This is a genomic window from Methylocapsa aurea (genome assembly GCF_000746085.1).
In the GTDB taxonomy this organism is placed as follows: Bacteria; Pseudomonadota; Alphaproteobacteria; order Rhizobiales; family Beijerinckiaceae; genus Methylocapsa; species Methylocapsa aurea.
Window position 1 is genome coordinate 217,971 of sequence record NZ_KN050804.1, and the last position, 16,044, is coordinate 234,014.

16 protein-coding genes are annotated in these 16,044 nt (G+C 63.2%); 9 read left to right on the top strand and 7 right to left on the bottom strand.

Translation table 11 applies throughout. The features are described from left to right. Positions 1 to 125: 125 nt before the first annotated feature. A complete protein-coding gene (locus DL86_RS16165; RefSeq protein ID WP_036263533.1) occupies positions 126 to 548 on the top strand; it encodes a DUF2794 domain-containing protein in 423 nt (140 codons plus the stop codon). Positions 549 to 626: 78 nt separating this feature from the next. Here the strand turns inward: DL86_RS16165 and DL86_RS16170 are convergent, their stop codons facing one another. The 6 genes from DL86_RS16170 to DL86_RS16195 all read right to left on the bottom strand — a co-directional run bounded on the left by DL86_RS16170 (position 627) and on the right by DL86_RS16195 (position 6,652). After that, entirely contained in the window at positions 627 to 1,412 is a 786-nt protein-coding gene (locus DL86_RS16170; RefSeq protein ID WP_036263535.1) for a Bax inhibitor-1/YccA family protein, read from the bottom strand. A gap of 211 nt (positions 1,413 to 1,623) precedes the next feature. Continuing rightward, a complete protein-coding gene (locus DL86_RS16175) occupies positions 1,624 to 4,254 on the bottom strand; it encodes an ABC transporter permease (protein ID WP_084572999.1) in 2,631 nt (876 codons plus the stop codon). Between the two features lie 142 nt (positions 4,255 to 4,396). Continuing rightward, entirely contained in the window at positions 4,397 to 4,762 is a 366-nt protein-coding gene (locus tag DL86_RS16180) for a cupin domain-containing protein (protein WP_036263537.1), read from the bottom strand. A gap of 12 nt (positions 4,763 to 4,774) precedes the next feature. Further along, complete coding sequence (locus DL86_RS16185; protein ID WP_051953597.1) at positions 4,775 to 5,257, bottom strand: YeeE/YedE family protein; 483 nt, start codon at positions 5,255 to 5,257, stop codon at positions 4,775 to 4,777. Continuing rightward, positions 5,254 to 5,688, bottom strand: a complete 435-nt coding sequence (locus tag DL86_RS16190) for a YeeE/YedE family protein (RefSeq protein ID WP_036263541.1) — start codon at positions 5,686 to 5,688, stop codon at positions 5,254 to 5,256. The genes DL86_RS16185 and DL86_RS16190 overlap by 4 nt, the downstream gene beginning before the upstream one ends. A gap of 259 nt (positions 5,689 to 5,947) precedes the next feature. Further along, on the bottom strand, positions 5,948 to 6,652 hold the full coding sequence (locus tag DL86_RS16195) for an ABC transporter ATP-binding protein (RefSeq protein WP_156964713.1): 705 nt from the start codon (positions 6,650 to 6,652) through the stop codon (positions 5,948 to 5,950). 182 nt (positions 6,653 to 6,834) lie between these two features. Between DL86_RS16195 and DL86_RS16200 the strand changes: the two genes are divergently transcribed. Further along, on the top strand, positions 6,835 to 7,410 hold the full coding sequence (locus DL86_RS16200; protein WP_245276404.1) for an arylesterase: 576 nt from the start codon (positions 6,835 to 6,837) through the stop codon (positions 7,408 to 7,410). 51 nt (positions 7,411 to 7,461) lie between these two features. Here DL86_RS16200 and DL86_RS16205 read toward each other — a convergent pair whose 3' ends face one another. Continuing rightward, positions 7,462 to 9,474 carry a M23 family metallopeptidase gene (locus tag DL86_RS16205; RefSeq protein WP_036263546.1) on the bottom strand — a complete coding sequence of 671 codons (2,013 nt, stop codon included), beginning with the start codon at positions 9,472 to 9,474 and terminating at the stop codon, positions 7,462 to 7,464. A gap of 664 nt (positions 9,475 to 10,138) precedes the next feature. Here DL86_RS16205 and rplU point away from each other — a divergent pair. The 7 genes from rplU (at position 10,139) to DL86_RS16245 (ending at position 16,039) form a co-directional block, all read left to right on the top strand. Beyond that, positions 10,139 to 10,489, top strand: coding sequence for a 50S ribosomal protein L21 (gene rplU, locus DL86_RS16215; protein ID WP_036263551.1), 351 nt, complete (start codon positions 10,139 to 10,141; stop codon positions 10,487 to 10,489). Positions 10,490 to 10,600: 111 nt separating this feature from the next. Then, positions 10,601 to 10,876 carry a 50S ribosomal protein L27 gene (rpmA, locus tag DL86_RS16220; RefSeq protein ID WP_036263554.1) on the top strand — a complete coding sequence of 92 codons (276 nt, stop codon included), beginning with the start codon at positions 10,601 to 10,603 and terminating at the stop codon, positions 10,874 to 10,876. Between the two features lie 188 nt (positions 10,877 to 11,064). Next, the gene (locus DL86_RS16225) at positions 11,065 to 11,727 is read left to right on the top strand and encodes a GNAT family N-acetyltransferase (protein WP_036263556.1); all 663 of its coding nucleotides are present in this window, start codon (positions 11,065 to 11,067) and stop codon (positions 11,725 to 11,727) included. 85 nt (positions 11,728 to 11,812) lie between these two features. Continuing rightward, positions 11,813 to 12,850, top strand: a complete 1,038-nt coding sequence (obgE, locus tag DL86_RS16230) for a GTPase ObgE (protein ID WP_036263558.1) — start codon at positions 11,813 to 11,815, stop codon at positions 12,848 to 12,850. Beyond that, positions 12,838 to 14,001: a glutamate 5-kinase gene (gene proB, locus DL86_RS16235; RefSeq protein WP_036263561.1), complete on the top strand. Its 1,164-nt coding sequence runs from the start codon at positions 12,838 to 12,840 to the stop codon at positions 13,999 to 14,001. Before obgE ends, proB begins: the two co-directional genes overlap by 13 nt. 116 nt (positions 14,002 to 14,117) lie before the next feature. Further along, positions 14,118 to 15,416, top strand: coding sequence for a glutamate-5-semialdehyde dehydrogenase (locus tag DL86_RS16240; RefSeq protein WP_036263564.1), 1,299 nt, complete (start codon positions 14,118 to 14,120; stop codon positions 15,414 to 15,416). 32 nt (positions 15,417 to 15,448) lie between these two features. Then, entirely contained in the window at positions 15,449 to 16,039 is a 591-nt protein-coding gene (locus DL86_RS16245) for a nicotinate-nucleotide adenylyltransferase (protein ID WP_084572976.1), read from the top strand. Positions 16,040 to 16,044 lie beyond the last annotated feature (5 nt).

A 16,044-nucleotide genomic window follows, 5' to 3' on the forward strand; every position in this document is an offset into this window, starting at 1 on the left:
GCAGCCCGATGCAAGCGTGTTTCATAACGCCCCAAGCCGTCGTAAAACCGTCAAGATAAGGCTTGCCCCATCGAGGCCCGCGCGCGATGATGGACTTGAATCGATAGGACAAGCGACAGAACCGCATGAGCGATCTGGAGTCGAAGGAAGATCATCGCGCCGCAAGTTTCGCCGACAGGATAAGGGTGCGCCGCCATCCGTCCCCGCCTCACGTTGGCGCGACCCCTGCCGTCCTAGGCGGCGAGGCGGAGCCCGTGTCTTTCGACCAGACCGAATTGCGCGAGATCCTCAATCTCTACGGACGCAAGGTGGCCGCTGGCGAATGGCGCGATTACGCTATCGATTTCACCGATCAGAAGGCGGTTTTCTCGATCTACCGGCGGGCCTCGGAATGCGCTCTTTACCGGATCGAAAAAATCCCGAAACTCGCCAAAAAGCAGGGCGCCTATTGCGTCGTCGCGGCGAGCGGCCTCGTCCTCAAGCGCGGCCCTGACCTGCGCCGAGTCATCGGCGCGCTCGACCGGAAGCTGAAGCTGGTTTCCGGCTGAAATCCAGCTCCACCGTTGCGAAAAAGGCCCCGCTTGCGCGGAGCCTTTTCTGGAGCCGAAATTCTGGACCAGCGTCCATTATTCGTTGCGCGAGCCTGTCAGGAACAGGAGCGATTGGAAGATGTTGATGAAATCCAGATAGAGCATCAAAGCGCCGTTCACGGATTTCTTCGTGGCGACCTCGAACCCGTCGCCAGCATAATACATCTCCTTGATTGCCTGCGTATCCCAGGCGGTGAGGCCCGAGAAGATCAGCACGGACAGGATCGACAGGCCGAACTGGAATGCCGAGCTCTGTACGAACAGATTGACGATGCTGGCGATGATGAGGCCAATCAAGCCCATCACCAGGAACGAGCCCATCGCCGAGAGATCGCGCTTCGTCGCATAGCCATAAAGGCTCAACCCGCCGAACGCGGCCGCGGTCACGAAGAAGGCGCGCGCCACCGACGTCCCGGTATAGATGAGGAGGATCGACGAAAGCGAAAGCCCCATCGTCGCCGCGAAGGCGAAGAACAGGATGCGCGCGCTCGAAGCCGACATTTGATTAATGCGGAACGAGAAAAAGAGCACGAAGGCGAGCGGCGCCAGCATCACGAGATATTTCAGCGGGCTGCCGTAAAGCGCCACGCCAAACGCCGTCAGCGGGATCCGTCCCATTTGGGCGGCAGCCATCGAGGCATCGGAGGCGACGGCCAGCATGTTCACGCCAAGCGCCACCACCCCGGTAAGGGCGAGGCCAACCACCATATTGTTGTAGACGCCCAGCATGTAGGAGCGCAGGCCCTGGTCGATTTCGGCGCGACCTGCCCGGGCGACGCTCTGCCCCCAGCGGGCGCTTACGTTGCGGTCGAAGTCGGACATGTTTTCCTCTAAACGTTAGGGAGGCTTAACCGCCTCCGGCCGCTGCCTTCGCAGGATCAGCGTGTGAGCTAATATGGCGCAGACGCCCCTCCCGCACAAGGGCGCGGCAAATGAACAATACTTAACGTTCCAAGCATCATCTTCGAAAAGTGGAGAAAATGATGCAGAATGAAGAAAAGTCGATTTGGCCCGCCGCCCGCGCCGGGCTTCGTTACAAATCGCGGAGATAAGGCGCGGGTTTGCGCCCAAGAATCCGCCAGGTTCCCAGCAGCCCGAGCACAACGGTCAGCGCCAGCGCGCCGCCGGCGGCGGCCAGGGCCTGCGGCCAGAGCCAGACGAAATCCAGGCTCATGACGTAATATACAATTGCGAAGGCGGCGGCGGCGCCCGCCGCGAGGCCGAACAAGGCCGCGCCAAGGCCGATGAGGCCATATTCATAGAGGAAAGCGGTAAGGAGGCGCGCCCGCGTGGCGCCAAGCGTCTTGAGGACGACGGCGTCGTGAACGCGGGCTTTCTGGCCCGCCGCCAGCGCGCCGCCCAGAACCAGGATCGAGGCCAGAAGCGCCACGCTCGAAGCGCCTCTGACCGCGACCGCGAGCCGCCCGACGATCGCGTTGGCGGCGTCAAGCGCATCCTTGACCCGGATGCTGGTCACTGCCGGAAAGGCCCGCGCGGTCTCGCGCAGCAAAGCGAGCTCCCGGCCGGTTTCGCCGCCGTCCGGAAAAGTCAGCGTCGCAAGATCGTTATAGGGCGCCCCAACAAAGCTGTTTGGCGAAAACACGAGGAGGAAATTGATTCCGAATGTGCGCCAATTCACCATCCGCGTATTGGCGATCCTGGCGGTCATATTGCGGCCAAGGACGTTGACGGTGATCTCATCGCCGATCGCGAGCCCGAGCCCGTCGGCGATTTCATTCTCCATCGAAACCAGAGGCGGCCCGCTATAGTCCTTTGGCCACCACTCCCCTTCGACCAGGGTGGAGCCCTCCGGCAAGGTCGGCGTGAAGGTGACGCCGCGATCGCCCTGCAGGGCCCAGGCGGCGCTCGCCCTGGGCCGCGCGGCCTCGGCGGGGACGTTGTTCAGCTTGACGATCCGCCCCCGCAGCATCGGCTCCAGATCGATCTTGCCCTCCGGCGCATGGGCTTGCAAAAATCTTGTGAATTCCGCCGCCTTAGCGTTCTGAATGTCGAGGAAGAAGAAGCTTGGCGTCTTGCCGGGCAGGCCGGTCCTGAGTTCGGCGCGAATGTTGCCATCGATCAGCGTCAAGGCGACGAGGAGGGCGAGACCGAGGCCGAGCGAGAGCACGACGGAAGGGGTCAGCGCGCCCGGCCGATGGATGTTTCCAATCGCCAGCCGCAGAGCGACTTGCCGCATATGCGGCAGCCTGCGCGCGCCCGCCATGATCAAAAATCCGACAAGGCGCAGCAGGGCGAAGCCCGCAAGAGTCGCGCCCATGTAGATCAGGGCGAGCTTGCGGTCGCTGGAGAGGATGAGGACCGCGGCGACGAGGCCCAAGGCGGCGGCGGCGGTCAAGACGAGATAGCGCGGCCTCGGCCTCGCCCGCCGCGGCTCGATCTCCTCCCGGAACATCGCCTGCACCGGAATGTCATGAGCGTGGCCAAGCGGCCCCAAGGCAAAAGCCAGCGCGGTCAGAAAACCGTAAAGCGCTCCTTGACCGATCGCGGCCGGATGGATCGCGGGGCTGATCGGGAACGGAATCAGCTCGCCCAATCCCAAGACCGCGACATAGGGCAAGGCCGCGCCGATCAGAACGCCAATCGCTATGCCCAGACCGGCGACCAGCATCACCTGCGTGAGCATCAGGGCGAAGACCGTCGAACCTGTGGCGCCCAGCGCCTTCAAGGTTGCGATCGTCGCCCGCTTGCGCTCGACATAGCCGAAAATAGCATTGGCGACGCCAACTCCGCCGATGATCAGGGAGGTCAGACCGACAAGGCTGAGAAATTGGGTGAACCGGTCGAGGTTGCGCGAAAATTGCGGCGAGATGTTCTTGCGCGTGCGAACTTCCCATCCGGCCTCCGGAAAGGTCTCTTGCGCGAGTTGCGCGAAATCCTCGGTCTCCGCCACGCTCGCTGGCGAGGCCGCGCCCTCGCGCCCCAGCGCAACGCGATAAAGCCATCTGACGAGCGAACCCGGCTGGAGAAGCCCGGTTTCACGCAGGGCGCGCTCGCTCATCATGACGCGCGGGCCAAACGCTATCCCGCCGGAGAGCTGATCGGGCTCGCCGACGAGCGCGGCGCGCAATTCGAACCGCCCCTCGCCGATGGTCAGACGATCGCCAAGCGCAAGGTCGAGCCGCGCCAGCAAGGCCGGATCGGCGGCGATCCCAAAGGCCCCGTCGCGCTCACCGAGGATGCCGGCGAAGTCTTGGCGCGGCTCGAGGCCGACTTCGCCCACCAAAGGATAGGCGCCATCGACCGCCTTGATCTCGATCAGGGCGGCCTCGCCATCCGCGCGCCGCGCCATGGCGCGCATCTTGGCGACGGAGCTGAGGCGGACCCTCCCCTCCCCGGCCTGCGAATCGAAAAAGGCCCGCTCCGGCGCGGATAATTCGCGCTGAATGAGATCGAATGAGACATCGCCGCCAAGGATCGCGCGCCCTTGCCATGCCAGGCCATCGGCGAGGGACAGGGACACCGAGCCGACGCCGGTGATCGCCGCGACGCCGAGGGCGATGCAGCCGAGGAAGATTCCAAACCCGTGCAACCCGCCGCGAAAATCGCGCAAGGCGACGCGCAGGACCAGCGGCAGGCGCAGGCCCCGCGTGCGCCCTTTACAGACCAGTTCCCGCGACGAGGAGGGCGTTTCAAGCAATTTCATGAGCGCCTTGAAGCTGGAGCATTTTCGAGCGAAGTGGATGCCGGTTCGCGTTAAAAAAATGCGACAAAACAAAGACCTAGAGCTGCTTTCTGATTCCGCCGAAACTGAAAGCGCTCTAGCGAAGGTATCGAATCCCTTGTCCCTATATCGGGAGCGACTGCGACGGCCCGGGATAATGGACGGCGAGCCAGATCGTCGCGCATCGCTTGTCGGTCCATTCCACCCGATGCCGCTTGCGCGGGGGAATGAGAATATGATCGCCGACCCGCAAGACCATGACCTCCGGCTCATTCTCGAAGGCGAGCCCCGCGGAGCCCGCCAGGACCGCGACCCATTCGGCCCACGGCTGATCGTACCAGAAGCCAGGCGGGCTCGCGTCACCATTGGAAACGATCCGCTCGACCTTCACATGGGGAGAATCGACCAGAACGGCAAAATCTTCTTTGCCCAGGGTCTGGCCTGCTGACCTCGAATCGCTGTCGAACAGGTTGCCGGGCGGGCTCAGCATGGCGAAAGACGGTCAGACTTGCGCATCCGCATCCTGTTTCGATGGCGCCGGGAGCATTGCCGCCCCTTTATCATGAATAAGAATGCCAACCAGCATCATCGCCGTGAAGAGAAAGACGGGCGCTAGACCAAGCGCGAGATCGGCGATGGCCGGCCCTGGACAAAGCCCGGCAATGCCCCAACCGACCCCGAAAATCGCGGCGCCGGCGGCGAGCCTCATATCGATGTCCTTTCGAGCCGGCAGATGAAAGGCGCTGTCGAACAAGGGGCGGCGCATCCGCCGGGAGATCCGGTAGCCCGCCCCGGACACAGCAACCGCCCCGGCGAGCACGAAACCAAGGCTCGGATCGAAATCCCCCGTCACATCGAGAAATCCGCGCACGCGGGCCGGGTCCAGCATGCCGGAAAGCGCCAGGCCGAAGCCGAAGATTGCGCCCGAGATCAAGGCCGCGACAATGGATCTGGCATGGGTTCCGATATGGGTTTGGCCGTTCATGCGCCCCCCAAGGCGTTCATCGCGGCGACAGTGATCATGCCCGCGGCGAGAAATATGAGAACCGCGGCCAGCGATCTTGGCGACAATTGGGCCAGGCCGCAAACGCCGTGACCGCTCGTGCAGCCGGAGCCGAGCCGCGCGCCGAAACCGACGAGGAGCCCGGCGAACGCCATTAGCCAGAGTTTGGCTTCGATATGCACGGCCGGCCATGCGCCGAACCAAAAGCGATAAAGAAGCGGACCAAGGAGAAGGCCCAGCACGAAAGCGGCGTTTCTGCGCTGGCTTCCGTCAAATTGCAGGAAAGCCCCGCCGACGATCTGACTGATCCCGGCAATGCGGCCGTCGAGGAGCAGAAACAGCGCGGCGGCGAGCCCGATCAAGGCGCCTCCCATCAGGGATTGCAGATAGGTTTGCCAGAGAATGCCGTCCATGGATGATCCCACCGCGTCAATCGAAAGCCAGCGGAGCGAAAGTCCGCCTCGGATTTGAGTCTTGGATAACCGCGGCCGCCAACCGCCGCACCGCAAATTAAAGTGACGCAAGCGCCGCGCCACGCCTCTTCAATGGCTTGAACGCGGGCGATTAGCGGGCCCTATCGGCAGGCGCGACGCCGCAAACAGCCCAAAGAAACCCACCCTCCACAACGCCTCCCTGCTGGCCTTTCGCAGGCGGCGTTCTAAAAGCCATCGCTCATGCGAATAATTTCGGCAGAGCTTTTTCGGGCTCTTCCTCGATCCGGCCGGACCGCAGCCGGATCGAGCGGTCGCATCTGGCGGCGAGCGCGAGATCATGCGTCACAAGGATCAGGGTCGAGCCGCGATCGCGCTTCAAGGCGAACATAAGATCGATGATGCTTTGACCCGTCGCCTCGTCGAGGTTCCCGGTCGGCTCGTCGGCGACGAGAATGGCGGGATTGGGCGCCAGCGCCCTGGCCAGCGCGACGCGCTGCTGTTCGCCGCCCGACAATTGCGCTGGGTAATGGGCGAGCCTATCTTCAAGGCCGACCGCCTTGAGTTCGGCGGCCGCGCGATCGAAAGCGGAGGCGGCGCCCGCCAATTCAAGCGGAATTGCGACATTTTCCAGAGCGGTCATGGTCGGGATCAGATGAAACGATTGGAACACGATGCCGATCGCCGCGCCGCGAAAGCGCGCGAGCTGATCCTCGTCGAATCCATTCAGCAAGGCGCCGTCGACCTTGACCACGCCGGAGTCCGGCCGCTCGAGGCCGGCCATGATCATCAGCAGCGTGGATTTGCCCGATCCCGAAGGCCCCACCAAGCCGACGGTTTCGCCACGGCCGATGGTCAATGACAGCCCTTTGAGAATATGAACCCGCGCAGCGCCGCGGCCGAGACTGAGATGTATGTTTTCGAGTTCAACCGCAGGTTCAATCATCCATGCCATCCATCATCGACCGCATTGCCGCTTCCCGAATCAGCTTTGACAAGGCGCGCGCGCCAAAGCAACCGGACCCGGTCGGATATGGGGGGCGCCGCGCGTTTCTCCAATCGTCCGCGGCCATTCTGCTGGCCGCGACGCTTCTTCCGGCCGCAGCCTGGGCCACGGATTCCGCGCCAATGATCAAGTTGATCGCCTTCGGCGATAGCCTTTCGGCCGGCTTCCAACTGCCGGCCGCCGCCGCCTTCCCCGCCGTTCTCGAAAAAGAATTGCGCCGCGAAGGCTATCGTGTGGCGGTCGCCAACGCCGGCGTCTCGGGCGACACTTCCTCCGGCGGGCTTGCCCGGCTGGACTGGAGCATAGCCGAAGGCGCCGACGGCCTCATCCTTGAGCTCGGCGCGAACGACATGCTGCGCGGGATCGACCCGGAAGTGACCAAGGCTGCCCTCGGAGCCATGCTGCAGACGCTGAAATCCCGAAACATCAAAGTCTTGATCGCGGGCATGCGCGCCAGCCCAAGCCTCGGCAAGGACTTCAAGGCGCGGTTCGACGCCATTTTTCCAGATCTCTCCGCCAAATATGGCGCGCCGCTCTATCCGTTCTTTCTTGAGGGCGTGGCCGGCGAACGGGGTCTGACGCTTGCCGATGGAATTCATCCCAATGCGGCTGGGGTCGAGCGCATCGCGCAAGGAATTCTCCCAAGCGTCCGCGCGCTCATCGGCGAAATCGGCAATAAAACCGGGGGAGCGCGCTAGAGCATGTTTCGAAAGGGTTGAGTGGCTTTTTCGATCGGAAGGCGCGTCGCGTCACTTGTCCTGCCGGATGGCGGCGACGCGATCGGCCGCCGGCGCCTTGGCCAACAGACTGTCGATTCGTTCGCGCTCGCGTTTGAAATTGGCGAGCATGCGCCCATCGAACTCCCGCGTGCGGGCGAGCTTGACCCGCATCGGATCAACGAAATGCCCATTGACCATGATTTCATAATGGAGATGCGGCCCTGTCGCGAGACCCGTCTGGCCGAGATAGCCGATGACCTGCCCCTGCCGCACGCGGGAGCCTTCGGTGGCGCCGCGGGCAAAGCCGGACATGTGATTATAGGTCGTGATGTAGCCATTCGCGTGCTGGATCTCGATTCGGCGGCCATAGCCGGAATCCCAACCGGCCTTGACGATCACGCCGTTTCCGGCGGCGAAAATCGGCGTTCCCATCGGCGCCGCCCAATCGACGCCGGTATGCGGGCGCGAATAACCGAGGATCGGATGGAAGCGAATGCCGAATCCGGAGGTGAATCGGGCTGAAACGATCGGCGTGCGGACCAGGAACTTGCGCGTAGAACGGCCATTTGGATCGTAAAAGTCGATGAGGCCATCATCGGGCGTCTGAAAGCGATAATAATGGTAGGTCTCGTTGCGCGCCGTTATGGTCGCGTAGAGAAGCTGGTTGCGGCCATCGCCTTCTTCGGTTTCGTCGTAGAAGGCCTCGAAGGAATCGCCGACGGTCACCGGCCTTTGAAAATCGACGTCATTGGCGAAGATGCGAACGAGATCGTCGATGATCGGACGCGGTATTTCCTGCTTCAGCGCGGTCTCATACAATGAATCGTAGAGGCGCAAGCCGTCGCCATCGTCCTCGTCATCGTTGTTTTGGACCGGACGCTTGGGCGCGCGCTGCGGCGACGTGACCCGGACATAGGCGCCACGGTCGTTGATCGCGATATTGGTCTCCAATGTCTCGTCGGAATAGACCGACAGGCGCGCCAAGGTCATTTTCGCGCCGGAGCCGTCGAGATCGGCGAAAAGCAACTTGACGCGGCGCCCTTCCGCGACTGCGGTCTCGCCGCGCTTGAGGCCGAAGGCGGCGACCACGGCGCTGATCGCATCTTTCTTGAGCCCCGCCGCGGCCAGAACGTCATCGAGCGTCTCGCCCTGGCGGACCACGACGAGGCGCTCCTCCATTTGCGTCGGCTGGGGCGCTTGCGTCGAGCGTCCGACATTGGTCACGTTTTCGGGGACCATGCGGACCTCGATCGCCGAGAATGGCGTCGTCGCGACGGGCTCGCTTGGATTGGCGTAGGAGAGAACGCCGGGGAAATTGGTGCGGCTGGTCCGCATCAGAAGAAGCTGCGGCGGCAAGGCGATGGTCTTCGCTCCCGCGGCCGCCGTGTTTTTGACCTGTTCGGCAACCTGGGCCTGCACTTCGTCCAAGGTCAAGGCGACCGTCGGCGACAGTTTCTCGGCGGAAAGATCGCGGGTCGACCAGGAGATTTCGGCGTCGTCCTGAACCGGCTCCTGTTGGCTCGCCTCGATCGGATTGCGCGCGTCGGCCAGGAGCTTCAACGGATTGAAGGTGGGAACGTCGTCGGCGAAGCCGACGCCCGTCAGGACCAGAGTTGTCTCGACGCGGGTGAAGGTATGGACCTTCATCACCTCCTTATCGCCGATCCGGATCGCCGTCGGAGCGTGAAAAGTCTGCTTCGCCGCCACGATATCGACCGATTTGACCAGCCGATCGGCCTTGCGCGGATTGACGCCGAAATCGAGCGTGATCTCCTTGCGCGGCGAGAGCGCCGGCGGCTCGGTGAAATTCGCTTGGTGGCCAAGCGCCGCATAGATCGCCGCGCCAAACAGCGCCGCGCCGGACAGGCCGGTGAGAATCGTGCCGGAAAACCAGCGCAGCGAGATCCGCCGGCGATCGAATGGCGTATGGCGCTCCCCATCGGCTTCGATCGCCGGATCGAGCCCCAAATCAGCGCAGCCTGGGAATCGCGCCGCCCACGGCCGCGCGCCGGTCTGACTTCGCCAATGCGCATCCATAGTCATTGCGCTGTTTCGACCCTAGACCGCACTGCGCTGCTCATTTCCAACCGCTTGGGCGCCAGCGAAACGACGAAAACGCCGCCAGCCCGCGCCGCGAGCCTCAACCAGATTATGCAACAAGGGACCTCTCGAAAGCCAAATTCACAAAAGCCTCCCGGGAGATCCAGAGGACATCCGGATCGAATGGAGCCATGTCCCGACCAAAAGCCGGGCAAGTCGTCTCAGCGGCGCAGGCTCAACGTCAATCCATCGATGGATTTTGCGGTTCATGCTTGCGCCGAGTTCGCCCGGAGTCAGTTCGTTTGCGGTCGGCGAACGCCGATGACGCCCAAGGTTACAGACAAAGCCAGTCGAAGATGGCTCAAATGCGGCGCGCCCTGGCGCGGGGCTGTCGAGGATTTTATCTCTACGGCGTCTGGAACGGTTGACAACTGGCCCTATCCTTTATAAAGGACCATACATCTCGACGCGGCGTCATTGCCGCGTTTTTTGTTTGCGTCGCGCCGCTCCGCAGACTTTTGGCTCTTGGACTTGATAGTCCAAGACTTGGGCATGATGGTCCAAGATGGGATGACCGGCGCGCCATTGGCTTTGTGAAAGCTGCTAAGAAGCCGGCCGCCGGGAGTTTTTGCCCGTGGCAGAGCCGGATCGAACATGAGGAAAAACGATGTTCGCAGTCATCAAAACCGGCGGCAAGCAATATAGCGTCGCCGCCGACGATACAATAACGGTCATGTCGCTTGCTGGAGAACCCGGCGATGCGGTGACTTTCGATGACGTTCTGATGCTCGCCGGAGAAGGCGAACCGACGATTGGCGCCCCTTTCATCGAAGGCGCCAGCGTCGCCGGCGAGATCGTCGAGCACAAGCGCGGTCCGAAGGCGATCTCCTTCAAGAAAAGGCGGCGCCAGAATTCGAAGCGCAAGCGCGGCCATCGCCAGGACTTGACCTTGGTGCGGATCACTGAGCTCCTGACCGGCGGCGCCAAGCCTTCCGGCGTGGGAACCGCCGCCGAATGAACCGCCTGTTCACGCTTTGAGCTTGAGCATGTTTCGCATTTAGTGCTAGGGTATGTTTAAAGGCATATCTCTTGCAGTTCGATTTTTGCAGTTTGATCTGGAGCCAAATCGATGGCGCATAAGAAGGCAGGCGGTTCGTCCCGCAACGGCCGCGATTCCAAGGGCCGGCGGCTCGGCGTGAAGAAATTCGGCGGCGAGGCCGTGATCGGCGGCAATATCATTGTGCGACAACGCGGCACCACGTGGCATCCGGGCGCCAATGTCGGGATGGGAACCGATCATACGTTATTTGCTTTGATTGAAGGCAAAGTCGCGTTCCAAACCAAAGGCAATGGCCGCTCCTACGTTTCAGTCCTACCTTTGCCACAAGCAGAGGCCGCAGAATAAAGGTGGAGATTTCGCGAAAAGCCTCCACCCGATCCCACGGACCTGGTGGACTTGGTTTTTCCCGATCGAAGACCGCTCCTGCAATATGAGGAGTAAAAGTCCGGAAAGCCCGCAAGGGCTTTAAGGGGAGGTGGGGAAAGCTCTCTTTTGGTGCAGGGCCCTCGGGGGGTCCGCCGGCCGGAGCCAGCATGTTCCCGGATTTGACCTCAGACGACATTTTCCATCTCGAGACGAAACGTCTTTGGTTGCGCTGGCCCCGCGCCGCCGACGCCGCGGCCATCGCAAGCTTCGCAAGCGAGGCGGAAACCGCGCGGATGACCGCGGCGATTCCGCATCCCTATCCGGCGGGCGAGGCGGAGCGCTTCATCTTGAGTGCACGCGCCGATAACGCCAATGGCAAATCTCTGGTCCTGGCGATCACGCAAAAAAGCGGCGTCCGCCCAACCATCGGCCTCGTCAGCGCGACCCCATCCCAGGCCCGGGAGATCGAGCTTGGCTATGTCGTTGCGCCCGCCGCCCGAGGCAAAGGCTTCGCGAGCGAAGCCGCGAAGGCGCTCGTCGAGACGATTTTTGGCCTAACCAACGCTGATCGCGTCCTCGCCAATGCGCGCACGATCAATCCGGCCTCCCGCCGCGTGCTCGAAAAATGCGGCTTTGCCTATATCGATACAGGGCTCGACCACTTGCCGGCGCGCGGCGGCCTGCATCCTTGCGATCGATTCCGGCTCGATCGCAAGACCTGGGCGGCCAACCGTTGGAGCCGTCAGCTTCGGCCCATGGTGCATCAGGTCCACGAATCGGACGAGCGCCCGACCGAGGACGCCACGGCGCCGACGCGGGCCGAGGCTTGATTCTTTTCGCCGCTGCCGCATCCCAATGCGAAGAGCGGCGAAATAAGTGGAACAGAGTAGAATCTCGTTTAGATAAAGAATTGCGATGAAATTTCTTGATCAGGCCAGGGTCCATATCCGCTCAGGCGACGGCGGCGCTGGCTGCCTGTCGTTCCGGCGCGAAAAATTCATCGAATTCGGCGGCCCGGACGGCGGCGATGGCGGTCGCGGCGGCGACGTCGTCGCCGAATGCGTCGGCGGTCTCAACACATTGATCGATTACCGCTACAAGCAGCATTTCAAGGCGCGCACCGGGATGCACGGCATGGGCAAGAACCGCACCGGCGGCAAAGGCGCCGACGCGATCTTGAAAGTGCCGGCCGGAACCCAGATTTTCGACGAGGACGGCGAAGTGCTGATTGCCGATCTGACCGAGATCGGCCAACGCGTCGAACTCGCCCACGGCGGCAATGGCGGCTTCGGCAATACGCATTTCAAGACCTCGACCAATCAGGCCCCGCGCCGCGCCAATCCCGGCCAAGCGGGCGAGGAGCGCACCCTCTGGCTGCGGTTGAAGCTGATCGCCGACGCCGGGCTCGTCGGACTGCCCAATGCCGGCAAGTCGACCTTCCTGGCGACGGTCAGCGCGGCGCGGCCGAAGATCGCCGATTATCCATTCACCACCCTTCATCCGCAGCTCGGCGTCGTCGCATGCGACGACCGGGAATTTGTTCTCGCCGATATTCCAGGCTTGATCGAAGGCGCGCATGAAGGACACGGCCTCGGCGACAGGTTCCTTGGCCATGTCGAGCGCTGCCGCGTCCTTCTCCATCTGGTCGACGCCGGAACGGAACACGCCGGCAAGGCCTATAAGACCGTTCGCCGCGAACTTGAATCCTATGGCGAAGGCCTTGCGGAAAAGCCGGAAATTGTTGCGATGTCCAAAATCGACAGCGTCGATCCTGAAATGCTGAAGCTCCAGCTCCAACGTCTGAAGCGCGCCGCCAAACGCACGCCGCTCAAAGTTTCGGCGGCAACCGGCGCCAATCTCCGCGAGACGTTGCGCGAGCTCTTGAAGCTGATCGACGAGGCCCAGGCGCTCAAAGCGGCAAGTGCTGAAGCGGTCGCGGAATGGCGCCCGTGAGCCTTGCCGGCCCCGCAGCAAGCGCGGCGCTCGCTCCGCGTCTTGAAAACTTCCGGCGCATCGTCATCAAGGTTGGGTCGTCCCTGCTCGTCGATCGCGAGCAAGGCTGCGTCAAGCGGGAATGGCTTGCGGCGCTGGCCCGGGACATCGCGGATCTGCACCGGCAAGGCGCCGATATTCTTGTCGTTTCTTCGGGGTCGGTTGCGCTCGGGCGGACAGTTCTAGCGTTTCCCAATGGTGGTCTGAAGCTCGAAGACAGCCAGGCGGCCGCCGCCGTCGGCCAGATCGCCTTGGCGCGGATCTGGGCGGAAGTCCTCGCCGACGAGAAAATCGCGGCCGGACAAATTCTGGTGACCTTCGGCGACACTGAAGAGCGCCGCCGCTATCTCAATGCGCGGGCGACGATCGGCCGCCTTCTCGATCTGCGCGCCGTGCCGGTCATCAATGAAAACGACACGGTCGCCACTTCCGAAATTCGCTATGGCGACAATGACCGCCTCGCCGCCCGCGTCGCGACCATGGCGAGCGCCGATCTTCTGATCCTATTGTCCGATGTTCAAGGGCTCTACACGGCGCCGCCGAACGAGAACCCCGAAGCGGTGCTGATCCCAATTGTGACCCGCGTCACCGCCGAGATCGAGGCCATGGCCGGCGGCGCAGCCTCGCAGCTTTCGCGGGGCGGAATGCGGACGAAGATCGAGGCGGCGAAGATCGCCACGACCGGCGGAGCCCATATGCTCATCGCCGATGGAAGGGTCGCGCACCCGGTCGCCCGGATCGGCTCCGGCGCCCCATGCACATGGTTCCTGACCGGCTCCAATCCGGTCACCGCGCGAAAAAAATGGATCGCCGGTTCGCTCGAGCCGCGCGGCGCCTTGCATCTCGACGCCGGCGCCGCCCGAGCCATCGTGAGCGGCAAGAGTCTGCTGCCGGCCGGCGTCACCCGAATCGAGGGCAATTTCGCGCGCGGCGATTGCGTCTTGATCCGCAACGCCGATGGCGGCGAAATCGGCCGCGGCCTTGTCGCCTATGACGCCAGCGAGGCGGTCTTGATCGCCGGACGCAATTCGCAGGATATCGAGGCTTTGCTCGGCGCGCCGGGCCGCGCGGCGATCATTCACCGAGACGACATGGTGGTCGCCGGCGAATAGAGCCTTCTCAAGGAAAGCCGAAGTCGCAAAATGCGGCAAAATAAATCGCTGGAGTTGGCTGCCGAATCAGAGCATTCGGACAATGACTTCAGATCCGCGCATAGGAGCCGCTCGCGTTGGAAAATCTGAAACGCGTCGAGCCCGACGCCAACGAGGACGCCGCCGCCGGCGTTATGGCCGAAATCGGCCGAGCCGCCCGCGCCGCCGCGCATGTGCTTTCGCTCGCCTCCACTGAGACGAAGAACCGCGCGATCCTCAAAGCCGCCCAAGCGATCCGCCAGAGGGCTGACGTCATCCTCGCCGCCAATGCGCAGGATGCAGCGGCGGCGGAGGCGAACGGCGCCGCCGGCTCCTTTCTCGATCGGCTGCGTCTCGATGTGGGACGCATCGAGACCATGGCCAAAGGCCTTGAGGACATTGCGGCGCTTCCCGATCCGGTCGGGCGCCTTCTCGCCCGTTTCGAGCGGCCGAATGGGCTCTTGATCGAGCGCGTGTCGACGCCGCTCGGGGTGATCGGCGTCATCTACGAAAGCCGCCCAGCGGTGACGGCGGACGCCGGCGCGCTCTGTCTCAAGGCTGGCAACGCGGCGATCCTGCGCGGCGGTTCGGAAAGCTTCCTTTCCACGAAAGCCATCCACGACTGCCTCGTCACCGGTCTCGATGAGGCCGGTCTGCCTCGGGCGGCCATCGCTCGCGTGCCGACCAAGGACCGAGCCGCCGTCGGCGAAATGCTCGCCGGGCTTGGCGGCAATCTCGACGTCATCGTGCCGCGCGGCGGCAAGAGCCTCGTCGCCCGAGTCCAGACCGAGGCGCGGGTGCCGGTCTTCGCGCATCTTGAAGGCATCGTGCATGTTTTCGTGCATCGCGACGCCGATCTCGCCAAGGCGAAAAAAATCGTTCTCAACGCCAAGATGCGGCGCACCGGCATTTGCGGCGCCGCCGAGACGCTGCTTGTCGATCGGGCCGGCGCGGCGACGCTGCTCTCGCCGCTGGTGAAAATGTTGCTTGACGCCGGCTGCGAGGTCCGGGGCGACGCCATGGCGCGCGCGACGGATTCAAGGGTCGCCACCGCGAGCGACGCGGATTGGACCGCGGAATATCTCGATGCGATCATCGCCGTGCGGGTCGTCGACGGTCTGAAGCAGGCGATCGAGCATATTCAGAATTTCGGCTCGCATCATACCGACTGCATCGTGACCGAAGATCAGGCGGCGGCGGACTGCTTCTTGAAGGAGGTCGATTCGGCCATTGTGATGCACAATGCCTCGACTCAATTCGCCGATGGCGGCGAATTCGGCTTTGGCGCCGAGATCGGCATCGCCACCGGGCGGATGCACGCGCGCGGACCGGTGGGACTGGAGCAATTGACCTCCTTCAAATATAGGGTGCATGGCCAGGGACAGATTCGCCCGTGAGCGGAGCAAGCTTGCCGCCGCATGCGCCCGGAATGCGCATTGGGCTCTTCGGGGGCAGTTTCAATCCACCGCACGACGGCCATAGAGAGGCGAGCCTATTGGCCCTGCGGCGGCTGCGGCTCGACCGGATCTGGTGGCTTGTCAGCCCCGGCAATCCATTGAAGGACCCGCTCCAACTCGCCCCGCTCGCCGCGCGTCTCGAGGCGGCGCGGGCGCTCGCCCGCCATCCGCGCATCGAACCCACCGCGATTGAAGCGATGATCGGAACCGCCTTCACCTTCGGGACGATCTCTTACTTGAAGCAACGCTGCCGCGGCGTTCATTTCGTCTGGCTGATGGGCGCCGATAACTTATCCAGCTTTCATTCCTGGAAGCGCTGGCGCGACATTGCCGATCTTGTCCCGATCGCCGTCATCGATCGTCCCGGCTCGACATTGAAGGCAATGCACTCTCGGGCGGCGCTGGCGTTGGCGCCTTATCGTCTAGACGAGGGCGCCGCGGCTTGTCTGGCGGATGCGCCGACGCCCGCCTTCGCATTCTTGCACGGGCCGCGTTCTCCCCTCTCATCGACGGCGCTGCGCCGCGCCGCCGACGACCGAGCGGACTGTCTCAAGAGAGGTTGAGAGAG